General features: G+C 68.8%; 27 protein-coding genes. 2 read left to right on the forward strand and 25 right to left on the reverse strand.

Annotated features, from left to right (window positions below):
• Positions 1-2: 2 nt before the first annotated feature.
• From OG455_RS40735 to OG455_RS40830, 20 genes are all read right to left on the reverse strand, one after another.
• Positions 3-524 carry an HD domain-containing protein gene (locus OG455_RS40735; RefSeq protein WP_266300606.1) on the reverse strand — a complete coding sequence of 174 codons (522 nt, stop codon included), beginning with the start codon at positions 522-524 and terminating at the stop codon, positions 3-5.
• 111 nt (positions 525-635) lie between these two features.
• Positions 636-914 (reverse strand): hypothetical protein, encoded by a 279-nt coding sequence (locus tag OG455_RS40740; protein WP_266300605.1) that lies wholly within the window; start codon positions 912-914, stop codon positions 636-638.
• Positions 911-1,168 carry a hypothetical protein gene (locus tag OG455_RS40745; RefSeq protein WP_266300604.1) on the reverse strand — a complete coding sequence of 86 codons (258 nt, stop codon included), beginning with the start codon at positions 1,166-1,168 and terminating at the stop codon, positions 911-913. The genes OG455_RS40740 and OG455_RS40745 overlap by 4 nt, the downstream gene beginning before the upstream one ends.
• Positions 1,165-1,392 (reverse strand): hypothetical protein, encoded by a 228-nt coding sequence (locus OG455_RS40750; RefSeq protein ID WP_266300603.1) that lies wholly within the window; start codon positions 1,390-1,392, stop codon positions 1,165-1,167. The genes OG455_RS40745 and OG455_RS40750 overlap by 4 nt, the downstream gene beginning before the upstream one ends.
• Before the next feature lie 13 nt (positions 1,393-1,405).
• Positions 1,406-1,528, reverse strand: a complete 123-nt coding sequence (locus tag OG455_RS40755) for a hypothetical protein (protein WP_266300602.1) — start codon at positions 1,526-1,528, stop codon at positions 1,406-1,408.
• On the reverse strand, positions 1,525-1,827 hold the full coding sequence (locus tag OG455_RS40760; RefSeq protein WP_266300601.1) for a hypothetical protein: 303 nt from the start codon (positions 1,825-1,827) through the stop codon (positions 1,525-1,527). The genes OG455_RS40755 and OG455_RS40760 overlap by 4 nt, the downstream gene beginning before the upstream one ends.
• Complete coding sequence (locus OG455_RS40765) at positions 1,824-2,009, reverse strand: hypothetical protein (protein ID WP_266300600.1); 186 nt, start codon at positions 2,007-2,009, stop codon at positions 1,824-1,826. Before OG455_RS40765 ends, OG455_RS40760 begins: the two co-directional genes overlap by 4 nt.
• The gene (locus OG455_RS40770) at positions 2,006-2,275 is read right to left on the reverse strand and encodes a hypothetical protein (RefSeq protein ID WP_266300599.1); all 270 of its coding nucleotides are present in this window, start codon (positions 2,273-2,275) and stop codon (positions 2,006-2,008) included. Before OG455_RS40770 ends, OG455_RS40765 begins: the two co-directional genes overlap by 4 nt.
• Positions 2,275-2,496: a hypothetical protein gene (locus OG455_RS40775; protein WP_266300598.1), complete on the reverse strand. Its 222-nt coding sequence runs from the start codon at positions 2,494-2,496 to the stop codon at positions 2,275-2,277. The genes OG455_RS40770 and OG455_RS40775 overlap by 1 nt, the downstream gene beginning before the upstream one ends.
• The gene (locus OG455_RS40780; RefSeq protein ID WP_266300597.1) at positions 2,496-2,672 is read right to left on the reverse strand and encodes a hypothetical protein; all 177 of its coding nucleotides are present in this window, start codon (positions 2,670-2,672) and stop codon (positions 2,496-2,498) included. Before OG455_RS40780 ends, OG455_RS40775 begins: the two co-directional genes overlap by 1 nt.
• Positions 2,673-2,682: 10 nt before the next feature.
• Positions 2,683-2,931 (reverse strand): hypothetical protein, encoded by a 249-nt coding sequence (locus tag OG455_RS40785; protein ID WP_266300596.1) that lies wholly within the window; start codon positions 2,929-2,931, stop codon positions 2,683-2,685.
• Positions 2,928-3,179, reverse strand: coding sequence for a hypothetical protein (locus OG455_RS40790; RefSeq protein WP_266300595.1), 252 nt, complete (start codon positions 3,177-3,179; stop codon positions 2,928-2,930). Before OG455_RS40790 ends, OG455_RS40785 begins: the two co-directional genes overlap by 4 nt.
• Positions 3,180-3,189: 10 nt before the next feature.
• Positions 3,190-3,429 carry a hypothetical protein gene (locus OG455_RS40795; RefSeq protein WP_266300594.1) on the reverse strand — a complete coding sequence of 80 codons (240 nt, stop codon included), beginning with the start codon at positions 3,427-3,429 and terminating at the stop codon, positions 3,190-3,192.
• Complete coding sequence (locus OG455_RS40800) at positions 3,426-3,800, reverse strand: hypothetical protein (protein WP_266300593.1); 375 nt, start codon at positions 3,798-3,800, stop codon at positions 3,426-3,428. The genes OG455_RS40795 and OG455_RS40800 overlap by 4 nt, the downstream gene beginning before the upstream one ends.
• Positions 3,801-3,811: 11 nt before the next feature.
• Positions 3,812-4,084 carry a hypothetical protein gene (locus tag OG455_RS40805; protein ID WP_266300592.1) on the reverse strand — a complete coding sequence of 91 codons (273 nt, stop codon included), beginning with the start codon at positions 4,082-4,084 and terminating at the stop codon, positions 3,812-3,814.
• A 171-nt stretch (positions 4,085-4,255) separates the two neighbouring features.
• On the reverse strand, positions 4,256-4,507 hold the full coding sequence (locus OG455_RS40810; RefSeq protein ID WP_266300591.1) for a hypothetical protein: 252 nt from the start codon (positions 4,505-4,507) through the stop codon (positions 4,256-4,258).
• Between the two features lie 52 nt (positions 4,508-4,559).
• Entirely contained in the window at positions 4,560-5,177 is a 618-nt protein-coding gene (locus OG455_RS40815; RefSeq protein WP_266300590.1) for a vWA domain-containing protein, read from the reverse strand.
• Positions 5,178-5,234: 57 nt separating this feature from the next.
• Positions 5,235-5,627, reverse strand: a complete 393-nt coding sequence (locus OG455_RS40820; protein ID WP_266300589.1) for a hypothetical protein — start codon at positions 5,625-5,627, stop codon at positions 5,235-5,237.
• 13 nt (positions 5,628-5,640) lie between these two features.
• Positions 5,641-6,087: a hypothetical protein gene (locus OG455_RS40825; protein WP_266300588.1), complete on the reverse strand. Its 447-nt coding sequence runs from the start codon at positions 6,085-6,087 to the stop codon at positions 5,641-5,643.
• Positions 6,088-6,141: 54 nt separating this feature from the next.
• Positions 6,142-6,438 (reverse strand): hypothetical protein, encoded by a 297-nt coding sequence (locus OG455_RS40830; protein WP_266300587.1) that lies wholly within the window; start codon positions 6,436-6,438, stop codon positions 6,142-6,144.
• Positions 6,439-6,760: 322 nt separating this feature from the next.
• Here OG455_RS40830 and OG455_RS40835 point away from each other — a divergent pair, with 322 nt between their 5' ends.
• Together OG455_RS40835 and OG455_RS40840 are read left to right on the forward strand one after the other, a co-directional pair.
• Positions 6,761-7,075, forward strand: coding sequence for a sigma-70 family RNA polymerase sigma factor (locus OG455_RS40835; RefSeq protein ID WP_266300586.1), 315 nt, complete (start codon positions 6,761-6,763; stop codon positions 7,073-7,075).
• A 53-nt stretch (positions 7,076-7,128) separates the two neighbouring features.
• Positions 7,129-7,359 carry a hypothetical protein gene (locus OG455_RS40840; protein WP_266300585.1) on the forward strand — a complete coding sequence of 77 codons (231 nt, stop codon included), beginning with the start codon at positions 7,129-7,131 and terminating at the stop codon, positions 7,357-7,359.
• Between the two features lie 212 nt (positions 7,360-7,571).
• Here the strand turns inward: OG455_RS40840 and OG455_RS40845 are convergent, their stop codons facing one another.
• From OG455_RS40845 to OG455_RS40865, 5 genes are all read right to left on the reverse strand, one after another.
• The gene (locus tag OG455_RS40845) at positions 7,572-7,988 is read right to left on the reverse strand and encodes a hypothetical protein (RefSeq protein WP_266300584.1); all 417 of its coding nucleotides are present in this window, start codon (positions 7,986-7,988) and stop codon (positions 7,572-7,574) included.
• Complete coding sequence (locus OG455_RS40850; RefSeq protein WP_266300583.1) at positions 7,985-8,803, reverse strand: hypothetical protein; 819 nt, start codon at positions 8,801-8,803, stop codon at positions 7,985-7,987. The genes OG455_RS40845 and OG455_RS40850 overlap by 4 nt, the downstream gene beginning before the upstream one ends.
• Entirely contained in the window at positions 8,800-9,180 is a 381-nt protein-coding gene (locus OG455_RS40855) for a hypothetical protein (RefSeq protein WP_266300582.1), read from the reverse strand. The genes OG455_RS40850 and OG455_RS40855 overlap by 4 nt, the downstream gene beginning before the upstream one ends.
• 1 nt (position 9,181) lies before the next feature.
• Positions 9,182-9,820, reverse strand: a complete 639-nt coding sequence (locus OG455_RS40860; protein ID WP_266300581.1) for a hypothetical protein — start codon at positions 9,818-9,820, stop codon at positions 9,182-9,184.
• Between the two features lie 148 nt (positions 9,821-9,968).
• The gene (locus tag OG455_RS40865) at positions 9,969-12,644 is read right to left on the reverse strand and encodes a DEAD/DEAH box helicase (RefSeq protein ID WP_266300580.1); all 2,676 of its coding nucleotides are present in this window, start codon (positions 12,642-12,644) and stop codon (positions 9,969-9,971) included.
• Positions 12,645-12,714 lie beyond the last annotated feature (70 nt).

A 12,714-nucleotide genomic window follows, 5' to 3' on the forward strand; every position in this document is an offset into this window, starting at 1 on the left:
CTTCACCGCCACAGCTGAGCCCCCAGCTCGCCGAGAAGCGCCGGGTTGACGATGCTGACGATCGCCTTGACGTCTTCGACGGGGACGGCTGCCCAGAGCACACTGCGGGCGTCTGCGTACTTTCGGGCGAGGCGCTCGCGCTTCTCAGCAGGGAGCTGGGCGGTCCGGTCGGGGTGGCTGTTGTGCGCGTTATCAGCGATCTTGATGAGGGTGGCGCCGTAGTTCGTGACGATCGCCTCGATCTTCGCCTGGTAGGTGACGTCCGGGTTGTTCGTCACCCGTTGCACCAGATCGACGACTGTACCCGGCACCCCGGCGGCGAGCAGCTGTTCGGCGGTCAGGTCGGTGTCTTCGAGGGTGTCGTGGAGGAGCCCGGCCATCTGCATGCCGACGCCGAACGGTGCGAGGCCGGCGGCGACAGCTTCGACGTGCCGGATGTACGGGGCACCGATCTTGTCGAACTGTCCGGCGTGAGCTTCGGTGGCGAGGGCGTGGACGTCGGCGAGGGTGATTCGGGTCGGCATGAGGGTGCCTCTCGGGCTGGGTGGTATGCGTCGATTATCTCATTTGTGCCACTTGATCGCATCTGCCTTGCGGGCCCAATCCGTGCCCTGAGCAGGGAAGTTGGGCCCGCGTCAGGCGCCGGGCGTGTCGCTCCTGGCCACCCAGTTCGGGCTGTAGACGACGGGCGGCTCGGGGTCGTCCTTGCGGTGGCGCAGGGCGCGCAGGGTTTCGCGGGGAGCAGTGACAGCCAGGGCGAGAAGCAACACCGTCTGGCGGAGCTTACTGCCGCAGTACCAGCTCCCACTGCTCCGCATCTGTCCCTTCGCCCAGTCGCCGAGCCAGCCCCACGGGCGGAGCCGGCCGGCCAGGTAGCCGGCCACGGCGGCCACAGCCACGACGAGCGCAGTCACGACTGGCAGCCGATCTGGTGGTCGCCGCCGGTCCCGGTACACGTCGGGCAGGCGTCGCCCTTGAATCGGGCCTCAACGGCCTTGTCGTCGATCCGGCGGTTGATGACCGTGGCGGTCGCGTCGATCGCCTTGGCGCACTCGTCGACCTCGAAGCGGGGGTTGTCGCCGGTGGTGGTTTCACGGCGTTCGGTGGTCTTGGTGTAGGTGCCGTCGGCTCGTTCGACCTCGACGGTGATCGTTACGGTGATCTTCACTTCGTCTCCAGTGCGTATCCGGTGCGGCGGGGCTTGCCGGTCTTGGTGGTCGGGGAGTCGTGGAGCTGGTCCGTGCGGATCCGGCCGTAGATGATGCCTGGCCTTCTGGTGTCGAGGTAGGTGATCGCGGCGTGGTCGTCGTGGATCGTGTCGATGCGGATCCGCGTCGGGTAGATGACGCGCGGGTCGCACTGCTGGTAGATCCGGCCGGGCTTCGCGGGCATGTGCTGCTCCTTGTCAGAGGGGTCGGCCGTCGCAGTCGTAGTAGTCGCCGCTACGGACGTGCGGCTGGTAGCAGCCATCGTGGTCGAACGGGTCGTCCTCGTCCTCGTCGTAAGCGTCGGGCTTCTGGTCGATCACGCCTGCTCCAGGGCGAGTTCGACGCAGTACAGGGCGAACTTGGTGCTGTAGTCGGAGTGGCCGATGGCCTGCTGCTCGACAGCCTCGACGGCACTGATGGGGATAGGCGGCAGAAGCTGGGCGGCCCGCGCGGCGTTGACCGCGTTGAGCATGACGGTCCGTTCGAATGTGACCCAGTCAAGTTCGCCGTTGAAGACTTCCTGGCGTTCGGGGCGTTCTTGCTGCGCCTCGGTGAGGATGTTGAGGAGTTGATCGTGGAGGGCGAGGCGCTGGTTGATCTGTCGCGGGGTGAGGGTCACCGGTGTTCTCCTGTCTGGCAGTAGTGGGTTCCGTCGGGGTGCGGGGTCCAGCCGGCGTCTCGCGCGGCGGTGTCGGCTTCGTGCTGGGTGTCGTAGGTTTCGCGGTGGCCGTAGCCCTGGCCGAGTTCACGGCCGCAGCCGTCGCAGGTGACGACGTGGACGGTGACCTGGCGGACCGTCACTGGGCTACTCCGTTGCGGGCGATGCGCGCAGCCATGCGAAGCATGTCGTTTCTGTCGCGGGCGCGATCGCCCATGCCCTCCCATGTGACAATCCCGGCCTCGTACCCGCGGGCGACCTGCTCACGGACGTGGGCCTCAACGGCCCGCTCCAGCTCGGCGAGTTGGGCGCGAACCCGGGCGGCGTCCCACGCTGGCAGGGTGTTCAGGGCCTCGTAGATGGTGCGTCGGGCTTCTTGAACGGCGAGAACGGTCGGGTCGGTGGTCATCACCACTCCTTGGGGTCGATGAGGTCGAACAGCGTCCAGCGGCTGGCGTCGGGTTCCCACTGCTCGACGCGGATCCAGGTGACGCGGCTGCTGCCGGCCTTCACGGCGTCGCGGACTTCACGGGCCTTCTCGTAGGCCTTGTTCTCGCTTGTGTGCTCGGTGCGGAACGGGCCGTCGGGGGTCCTGCAGATGACGGCCCAGGGCTTGGACTTGCGGGCCATCAGGACTCCTTCTCGACCCAGGGCCCGTTGGCGTTGGCGCGGGTGGCGAGGCTGAACGGCGCGGCGGGCAGCAGCAGGTCGGGGCCGGGGTTGTCGCCGGTGTAGCCGCCGGTCTGCTCGGCGCCGCAGCCGCAGTAGCTGCCCTCGTAGGCGTAGCAGTGCTTGAAGTGGATCACGGGTGGCTCCTCAGCTGTTGCGGATGGTGTCGGCGGCCCAGTCGACGCCCGCACTGAAGTCGGCGTCCCGGTCGGGGTTGGCATCGAGGAGCAGCTGCGCGAAGTGCTCGCGGATCGCGGGCCAAGCGGCATCGAAGGCCGCGTCGGCGATCTCGATGGCGGCGGAGTTCGGCAGCTGGCCGGAGTAGAGGGACTGTAGCTTGGCGACGGCGGCGTTCCGAGTGGTCTCGCGGATGCTGGCGGGGATCTGGCTGGTCACTTGGCGGCTCCGTTTCGGGCGGTGTGGGCGGCGTGTTCGATGCCGCCGTTGCGGATCTGTGCGGCGTCGTTGGTGGCGGGGAGGATGAGTTGCTCGATCTCGCGGGCGACCTGTTCGCGGATGCGCTGCTCGATCGCGGGCCAGAAGTGCGCCAGGAGGTATGCGGCCTGGCCGGGGCTCTTCGGGATGATCCATGGTGCGGACGCACACAGCTTGGTGACGCTGGCCGGAATGTCGTCGGGGCTCACGGGTGGCTCCTCAGTGCTGGTTGGGCTGGTCGCTGGCGTCGCAGGCCAGGCAGAAGGTGTACCTGTGGCCGAAGCCGGTGGCCTCGATCTGCGCGCGGGACCGCAGCGTCATGTACGGCTCCCGGAACTGGTCGTGGGGCGTGCGGCTGCTGTACGTCCGGATCGTCGGGTTGCACAGCGCGGTCTTGTCGTGGGTGAAGCGGTGGAGGTCGAACATGTCCTCGGTCGTGCCGGCCCAGTCGCTGCTCATGCTGCTCCTTCGGCCTGCTGGAGCCTGTCGCGGAGCCGCTGGGCGTAGTCGGCGGCGATGCCGTGCGGGGAGCAGTAGTCGCCCATCTCGTCCGCGAACGCCCGGGCGGCGGCCTCCACGGCGCGCAGTCGGCGGACCTCGGCAAGGAGAGCGGGCATGTCCTCGCGGGCGTGGGCGACGAATTCGGCGTCGGCCTGGTTGTTGTTGCCGAGGTAACCGAGGTTGATCTCGACAGTGCCGGCCTCATTGGTGACCCAGCGGTTGAGGTCCTGCTTGTCGTCCTCTCGGTACCACGGGCCCGGCCTGGCGGCGGCCTCGCGGGCGCTGATGTCGGCGAGCTGCTCGTCGGTGAGCGGGGCGGTGTCGGTCATCGTGCTGCTCCTCAGCAGAAGTCGCCGTTGTAGAAGGCGTGGCCGTCGGGGTCGATGTACTCACGGTTGCGGAGCTGATCGCTGGCCCGGTCTCCGTAGCGGGCCTTGAGTGGCTCGCCGTGGCCGTCCTCGGTGCGGTCCGCGATGAGCCGGAACTCGTCGAGGGGGTAGGGCCGGTCGTACTCGTCGCGGATGCTGCCCATGTTCTTGGCGAGGGCGAGGCGTGCCCAGATCGGCAGGTCGTCGGGGTGGTTCGGGGACATGGTGGTGGTGGTGGTGGGCATCGTGCTGCTCCTCAGTCGTTGACGTGGTCGTTGCTGCGCGTGCACGGCCCGGCGTGGACCAGGCCGTGGCAGGTGCCGTACACGGACCGGGCGCCGCAGAACTGCAACTGCTCGGCGCCGTGCTGCCTCATGGCGTCGGCGAGGTTCTGCGACAGCCCGGGGCGGTCAGACTCAGGGCTGGGCGTCAGCGAGGTAGGCGGCGCCGTCTCGGAGGCCCTGCAGTCGAGCGGCCCGTACGGCGAGCTGAAGGGCGGCCTGGGCGATCGCGCTGGCCTCACCGCTGCGAGTGTCCTCGCTGCTGCGGGCGAGCGCGTCGGCGAGGTTTCGGGTGTCCTTGGCGAGGATCTCGGCGTCGCGGACGAGGAGGGCATGGTCGGTGGTGATCTGGCGAACCGCGAAATCGCGGGTGAATTGGTCCGGCATGGTGACTCCTTGGTGTGATCGGGCCCGGCCGCCGATGGGGCCGGGCGGGTGGTCAGCTGGTCTCGTCGCGCTCGTCCTGCGTGAACCCGTACAGGCCCGTCTGCGTGCCGCGGGCGACCATCCGGCCCGCATTCGTCATGGACCGGTGGGTGTGCTCGCCGGAGTAGGAGAGCGTCGTGTCCGCCCGGATGCCCATGCCGCCAGCGGCGGCGAACGCGTCCTGGTCGGCGCCGAGGAACACGAACTGCCAACCGTAGGTGCCCTGCTGCTCGGTGATGAGCCGCTTGACGTGGTGCAGGTTGAACTCGCGGGAGGAGTTTTCTTCGCCGTCGGTGAGGATGACGACGATGACCTCGCCGGGCCGGTCTCCCGCCGGGAGGGCGGCGAGTTGCGCGCCGACGGTGGTGATGGTCCGCCCGACCGCGTCGAGGAGGGCGGTACCGCCGCGCGGGACGAGGGTGAAGTGGGGGACGTCGGCGAGCGGGGCGTTTTCGTACACGGTGTCGTATGAGGTGTCGAACTGGTACAGGGACACGGTGGTGTCGCCGGGGGCGTCGGCCTGGGCGGCGAGGAAGGCGCGCAGGCCGCCTTCGGTGTCGGTCTTGACGGTCTGCATGCTGCCGGAGCGGTCGAGGACGATGGCGATGTGACGGCGGTCGGGGTTGGTCATGTAGTGCTCCTCGGGTGGGGGTGGCCACCAGGTAGAGGCCACCAGGTTGGGCGACGGTCAGAGGTTGACGAGCTGGCCGTCCTCATCGCGCGGACAGTCACACCCGCACGCGTGCTCGCGGCTGGGGCAGTAGCAGTGACACATGCCCTCGCCGCACGGCTCGCGGTCATCGTCCTCGCTGCTCATGAGGTGGTCGCAGTAGTTGCAGGCGTCGCGCCACAGTGGCGCCGCGATGTCGTAGCCCTCCTGGGCCTGCAGGCGCTTCCACAGGCCGATGGACGGGTCGGGCTGGCCCGGTACGGCCTGCTGGTCGAGTTCGACCATCAGGTAGGCGAGTTCGACGAAGCTGGTGGGCAGCCGGTCGGCGGGGATGTCGGGCTGCTCGGGCGCCCAGTCGGCGGAGTCGAGGTCGATCAGGGTGCGGACACGCTGTCCGATGGCGAGGGACATGAGGGTCTCCTGGTCAGAACGGGCTGAGGGCGCTGTTCGACAACTCGTAGGCGTACCCGTAGGCGGGATCGAGGAGCGGACCGGCGGCGCCGTGGTAGTACTCAGCGATGGCCCGCAGGAGGATCTGCTGAGCACCAAACAGGGCACGCGCCTCCTGCTTGAGGTGCTGCTGCGCCTCGGCCGCGATGCCGCCCTCGACGACGTCGCCGCGGATCTCACTGTCGAGCTGATCGATGGCGCCGTACCAGGTGGAGAGCATGTCGAAGTGTCCGCGGATGGCCATGTACGCCGCAGCGGCCAACTGGCTGTTCGAGCTATCGGCGATGACCTCGGCTTCGTGGCGGATCGCATCGGCGGTGAAGGAGTCGAAGCAGTCGGAGATGCCGGCGATCTGCGCTTCGTAGCGGTTGATGGCGTCGTGCAGGGATTGCCGGAGCGGAGTGGTGCCGAGGTCGGACATCGAGACTCCTTACGGTGAGAGGGGCCCAGCCGCCGGGGCAGCCGGGCGGGATGGTCAGCGCGCGTTGGGGCAGTCGTCGGTGAGCGGGATCAACTCGTCCGGCCCGTAGATCCCGCAGTGGTGGCCTCGGGCGTCGATGAGCGCCGCAGTGCCGTCGCCCTGCCCGACCCAGTGGCCGAAGCGGTGCACGCCGTACGACGCCGAGCCGGGACAGGCGTGCAGGTCGGGGGTGGGTCCGCCGGTGATGAACCGGTCGCTGGACTTGAGGTCACGGGCGGGCACCCAGCGAGAAACGTTGTAGAAGCCGACGGTGCTGGTCCGTTCCCTGGTGATGCTGCCCCAGTTGCTCATGCCGGCCTCCTCGTTGGCGGTGCGCGGTCCGCAGAGGGCGATCAGGTCCAGGTCGTCCGTCCAGGTCTCAGCCCGGCCTACTCGGTCACGTTGTGCGTAAGCGTTGGCTGCCAGTTATCCGCTGTCCCCCGCTGTGCGGCGGTCACGGCTTCCCTGCGCGTCGCTTTGCCTCTCGGCTCACGGTGGTAGCGCGGGCAGCTCCCTGCTCACTGATCGCTCTCTGTGGAGTTGTTGCCGGTCTGCCGCTGGGCGGTGTTCCGACACTCAAAGATTAGCGGGTACCCGCTATTAATGTCAAGCGGGTACCCGCTACACTCTCCACATGGACACGCCGCCGCCACCCTTCGAAGCACTCGCCGACCTGACCAAAGACCCCGGCACCCTCGAACGCGCCAAGCTGCTCACCGACGCGCTGAACGCCGTGCCCGACCTGCAGAAGTGGCTGAGGCAGCTCCGCCAGCAGGACGTCTTGGCGCTCCACGAGGCCGGCATGTCCTACACCGACATCGCGCCCCACCTCGGCGTGAAGCCCGAACGCGCCTCAGGGATCGCCCGCGGCGCCTCCCGAAGCACCAACCCCGGCGGATCAGGCCGCCGCACCAAGGCCCCCGGCCCCGCCGAGCCCGACGGCCCCTGACCCGTTGTCGGTCCGCCATGCCAGGCTTACCCCATCCGACCGAAGGAGCAGCAATGACTCAGCCCACCCTCCCCTGGCAGCCTGGCGACCTCGTCCTCGCCGCCGACGGCCACCTGTGGGTACGCGCCTACCCGGAGGATGTCGAGAAGGGCTGGCCGTGGGCGCATTCGGCTGAGACTGTCGGTGCTGGCTCGGGCGCCGTCGAGGAGGACTATCCGGTGCGGCCGTTGACTCTGCTGGTGCGTGACGGCAGGGCGGTCGGCGGGACCGTGGTTGCCGAGTAGCCCGTGGCGTTCCCAAGGCCCCCTCACGTCGAGGGGGCTTCCTGCTGTCCGGCCCAGCAGCCCCGCCCCGGCCCGTGGCGGGCCCTCAGGCGGCCGAACCCGGGCCGGAGGAAGCCCGGGAGCCTGCGAGGCGAGAACGGGCCGCTACGGCGTTCCAACTTCGCACCGGGCGGCTGGTGGGGTTCGCCGCGGCCGGACACACCCCGAGACGATCAGGACGAGGCGAGCAACTCGCCATCCACCGCAGCGAGGTCGAGGATGGCCCGCGCAACGACCACGGCCTCAGGGCCGCCGGACGGCCCTTTCGCGATGAACTCGTCGCGCTCCTTCTGTCCCGCGTCGTCGGTCCCGGCCCATACGTGTTCGGCGGCCTGCCGGTTGGCGTCGAAGGAGCGCGTAGCCCAGTCGAGGAGTTCCGTCAGTGGCCCACGAAGGCGCTTCGGCACGTCCTCAGCCACTGCTGGCGCATAGGAGTGCTGGTCGTAGCAGTCCTTGCACCAGGGCGCGCCGTCGGCGTCAGCGACGTGAAGCTCCTCGGGGCAGCCGCAGCCACGCTGCTGGCAGACGTCATCCACGGCCCGGAGAACGGCGATTGCTCGGCGCAGGACATCAGCCGGGGCCTCGATCATCGCTGCTCCCCCGTGCCGAAGTCCCGCTCCAACTGGGCCGTCAGGTCGCCGGACACGCACCAGCAGCCGGTCCACTTGCCTTGCCCGCGCGGCCAGTGCCACTCCTGGTAGCGGTGCTCCACGTCGACGCTCGGACAGTCCACGTCGGTGCAGGTCTTGCTGTCGTCGAAGTGGTGGCTGAGGTGGCCTTCGCAGTAGAAGCCACGACGCCGGCCGGGTACGGCTGCCGCCCACCGCTTGTCGTACGCCTGCAGTTCGTGGCGGCACGACCCGCGCAGGTGGAACATGGCGGAGCCGTCACCGAGGTCGGGCCGAATCAGGTTCGGGCCGTCGAACCGGTGGAACTTCTGCCGGCTGGTGATGGGTTCGCGGCAGCCGTGGCAGGACCCGGGCATGATGGCCATCTGCTTCTCGAAGTGTTCCTCGGCGCGTTCGGCGATCTTCTCGTTGTGCACGTGCTGGCAGGGCGGGAGTTCACCGCACAGACGGCAGACCGAGTAGTGCTCGGGCAGGGTCCGCCACATGATCGACGCGGAGCCGGACAGGTGCAGGGGCTTCGCCTCGGGCTGGTCAACGTCGCGCAGAACCAGGACGAGCGGCCGGTACGGCCAGGTGGCAGGTTCGGGGCAGCCGTGGTCAACCCAGGTGTCGCGGACGGTGTCGTCCCAGTCGAACGGGTCACGTTCGCGGGTCTCGACGACGCGGTAGGGCTTGCGGTCCCAGATGACGATCTGGCCGGGGGTGAGCCTGCTGCCACTGCGGTGGTCGGCACGCTGGTCGGGGCGCCAGGCGTCGGCTTCGATACGGATGATCACTGCTGGCTCCTCAGTCCGGATTCGTCGCGGTTCCATCCGCAGGTGAACATGGCGCCGGCCTCGCGAAGGCGCAGCAGCCGTGCTGCATAGCCGACTTCGGCGGGGTCGTGCTGGGCGAGGTCGGACCATGCTGCGCCGCTCATGCGTTGGCCGGTCGTGTCGTGCGGGTCGCCGCAGGGGCACGGGCAGTTCGGCGGGTTATCGTCGAGGATGTTGGCGCCCCAGCACTTGTGGTGCCAGTGCTTGGCGCAGGCCTCGCACGCGTCGCGGGGGACGATCAGGAACGGCCCGTCACCGTCATCCCCACCACCACCCTTGCGCTTCCGCTTCGGGTCGGGCGTCTCACGGACGTGGGCGAGGTGCAGTGCGGCACCCATCTCAGGCCTCCTGGGTGGCGACGCGCTGGGCGAGCACCTGCTCGTACACGTTCTCGGTGAACAGCCAGCCCGCGGCGGTGTGCCGCTGGGGACGCCACGGTGTCGGCGGGACGAGCGTCTCGCTGCGGTACGCAACGCCGACACCCCAGAAGTCGGCCTCAGCCAGCACGCCCTTGTCGCGCGGGAGTGCTGCCGCGAGGATCGCACGGGCGCAGAACGGGGCGTACGCGGTCGCCCGTTCGATCGTCGTGCGGGTTGCGGTGCCGGGGAGGAGCGCCAGATGCACCGTCACCGGCCGGACCGCAGTGCGGGTCACGTGCCCGGCCTCGACGTGGACCGCGGCAGCGGGCAGGTGGCGCAGCAACTGCTGGTCCCGCCGGTCCAGCGAGCCGACAGGGACCGGCTCCCAGGCGGGCAGGCCGAGCAGCAGCCCGAGGTGCTCGATCCGGGTGATGGCGCGCAGCCCGGCGCGCTGGCGGCGGGTGTGCTCGACCTGGTCGACGGTGACGAACAGGGTGGCGCCGCGGCCGTAGCTGGCGGGTGCGGGAACAGCGACAGCGTGCTCGGGAAGATCGGGGACGAGGGCGCGGGCAGCGGCGAGCAGCGCGTCGCTGATCGCTGCGGCAGTGGGGGCCAGCATGATGGTGCCTCACTTTGCGATGGTATGTGGTCAAGTGTCCCGTGTTTTTGGGCGCACGGGTACCCCTTTGGCGTGGCGGTCCACGACCAATTCGGCTGGTGGGGTGGGGAGATGGGGCCGGCCGGTTCAGGTCACGGCCGGCTCCGGGTCAGGCTGCGGCCCTCTGCGCTGACGGTCGAGCCCGAGATGACTCGTCCCAGTCGACGTCCCAGTCGATCCCAAGGGCCTCCAGCAACGCTGCGCTCGCACCCGTGAGTGTGCCGTCCGCTCGCCGCTGTCGTTGGACCTGCAACCAGCAGCCCAGGTAGCACGGGTAGCGCTGTGGAACGTCCGCTCTGAAGTGGAGCGGGACGCGTAGATCGCCGTGGTCCTTGAAGTACTTCACTGCGAGCTCCGCCGTCTCCATCCAATCCGCAGCCGCCTCGGAACGGCTGGGTCCGGCCACTACCCAGCCGACCCCGAGTTCGTTGAGAGCGGCGGCTTGTTCAGGCGCCAGGTCACCTCGATTCGCGTCCCGTCGCTGGTCATTGAGCCAGCTAGACAGAGACTGGTCAAAGACACCCTCCCTGACCGGGTTCTCAAACTCACGCGGGATGTCGACATGCCCGAACGTCGCATGGAATGCCGCTACTCGTTCAAGGTATTGACGCCACCAGGGCGGAAGCCAGTCGAACCCCATGGCAGCGATGGCCGTTCCTTCCTCGGGGCCGAGTTCTCCCCAGTGGCGTCGGCGGCAGACGTCCTCCAGCCACTTGACGATGTCCACCTCGTTGCCATGGATGTCTGTTGCGATCACGCGGCCAGGCAGGTTGGCGCATCCGTGCTCTGCCAGCCACGCCGCAACCGCTTCTCTGGCCGCCCGCTGCTTGACTTCCCGGGCGGCCTCCATCTCGGCCTGCCGAACGGCCAGAGGCACCCAGTCGAAGCCACAGCCGTTGAGGGCAGCAATCCGTTCCTGGCTCAACGTGGCATCGGCGTAAGCGTCTTGCTGCTCCTCCACCCACTTCCAGTAACGCCTGCCCATCATGGCGAAGCCCTCAGTGCCCCTCTCGGACCCAGCGAAGAACTCATACATCCGCCACCAGGCGGCGGTCTCCGCATCCCACTCGAAGCCCAAGGCATCAAGAGCAGCCACTCGCTCGAACGGCAGGATCCCCTTCAGGCGATCCGAACGCTGGCGGGCGATCCACCTCTTCAAGAAGGAGCCGTCGGCAAGCTTGGCCCCGGCGGGGACGTTGAGGTGACCGGCCTCGTCGTGGAACGCTTTCAGCGCGGCGTAGCCGTCCAGCCAGGGTGCCGTTGTGTGGTCGATGAGCGCGACAGCAATCTGCCGAAGGATCTCAGGGTCGGCGCACGGACCCGCGATGGCGATCCTGTCGGGCAGTCCATCCTGCTGCGAATCGTCGGCCTCCTGGGCTTCAGGTTCGCGCACCGCGGAAGTGCGCAGCTGGTCGAGTTCGGCGCCAAGGTCGTTGTCGAGGTCTCGCAACGCCCGGATGACCGTCCACGCCGGCTCGTAGTCGGTGCCGTCCAGGACGTTCGAAGGAAGGTCGCCGTCGGGCGCTTCGGGGAGCATCATCGGCAGGATGAACTTGGCGACGCCGCGGCCGCCAGGACTTCGTCGCAGAGCCCGGCCGGCCGACTGGATGATGTCGACCTCGGACCGCTTGGGGCAGGCGAAGAGAACCGCATCCACCGACGGCACGTCCACGCCTTCACCCAGGCAGCGAGCGTTCGACACCACGACCAGCCGACCGTCCGACGGTGCCGCCAACTCGGCCAGGATCGGGGCGCGCTGCTCGCTGCTCATCGAGCCGTCCACATGGAGCGCCGTGACCATGTCGGGGTCGTAGCCCAACATCGCCGCCACCTGACGGAGCTGCGCGGTGAACACTTTGGACCCGCGGATCGAGTCGCAGAACGCGATCGCCCTGCCCACGCCCTGCTCCTGCCAGGAGCGAAGGAGGGCAACCTGCGCCACCACCGTGTTGCGGGCCTCGCCGGCATCGGTGTCTCGTGCCTCGTCAAGCAGTTCCAGGATCCGGCGGACCCTCTCACTCTCGACGACCGTCACCAGGGCCCGGTAGTCGTCCAGGTGTCCGTCGGCGATCGCCTTCGGGAACGCATACTCGTACGCGACCTCACCGAACAGCGCCGAGTCGTCCATGCTCAGCGCGCCGCTGCTCGTGACGCGCTCGGTGAACAGGCGCGGCGTGGCGGTCATGTAGACCCGCCGCGTTGCGGGGAGCCACCCTGGGTCCGAGACGAGGCTCCGCAGGGATGCGGCCGGGTTGCCGGCCAAGTGGTGCGCCTCGTCGCACACAAGGACGTCCAGCGGCCGCCCTGCTGCTTGAACGCCTCGCGCCAGCACTGCCACGGAGGCGTATGTACTGACGATCAGGAGTATCCCGGACGCAGGTAGGGCACGAAGCCGATGCTCGAGCACGGCGGGGTCCGTGGTCACCTGCGCGTCGAGGTCCGCGACACGAGCTGACTCGTCGCACTGGCCGATGGTGCGGTCGGAGCAGACCGCGAGGCACTGGACGGGGCCGAGTTCGGCGTCCCGGCGCCAGCCGTCGACGAACTGCTTCACGAGCGCCAGAGACGGCGTCACGACGGCTACGACACCCGGCTGCTGGCCCCGCTGTCGCACAGCCTCCAGAAGGGCCTCCGCGGCCCGCTGAGCAGTCAGTGACTTTCCGGTGCCACAGGCCATTCGCAGCTGCCGGACGCCACCGCCAGCAAGGGCGGTGGCGACCGACGCCACGGCCGCACGCTGGTAGTCACGGAGTTGCGGGGCCACCGTCCGGACGACTGTGCTCACGAGGGTCTCCTCGAATGGGGTTGCTAGTCATAATGCCGCCTTATGACTCCGAATGCGCGGACAGCGGGAG

This window comes from Kitasatospora sp. NBC_01287 (genome assembly GCF_026340565.1).
Classification (GTDB): Bacteria; Actinomycetota; Actinomycetes; order Streptomycetales; family Streptomycetaceae; genus Kitasatospora.